The sequence below is a fragment of the Bacillus sp. EKM420B genome (assembly GCF_011065565.1).
Classification (GTDB): Bacteria; Bacillota; Bacilli; order Bacillales; family Bacillaceae; genus Bacillus; species Bacillus velezensis.
This window is the reverse complement of the sequence record NZ_JAAMNX010000052.1, coordinates 1-250: the sequence shown is the minus strand read 5'-3', so window position 1 is coordinate 250 and position 250 is coordinate 1. Positions and strand designations below refer to the sequence as shown.

Sequence of the window (250 nt, the reverse complement as noted above, 5' to 3'; positions counted from 1 at the left end):
CGGAGACCAGCTTGTTTACGCGTGCAGCTTCGGGATTGAAGGCATCGTCCTGATCGATTTAATTTCTAAAGTAAAGAAAGACGCGGAAATCGTGTTTCTTGATACGGGTCTTCACTTTAAAGAAACATATGAAACGATCGAAAAAGTGAAAGAGCGTTACCCGGGGCTGAACATTATCCTGAAAAAGCCAAGCCTTACTCTTGAGGAACAGGCCGAGGCTCACGGAGATAAACTGTGGGAAAGAGAACCG

Annotated in this window: 1 protein-coding gene; it reads left to right on the top strand. The window is 45.6% G+C overall.

The features are described from left to right. On the top strand, positions 1 to 250 hold a 250-nt coding region (locus tag G9F48_RS19485), incomplete at both ends, for a phosphoadenosine phosphosulfate reductase domain-containing protein (protein ID WP_165409994.1).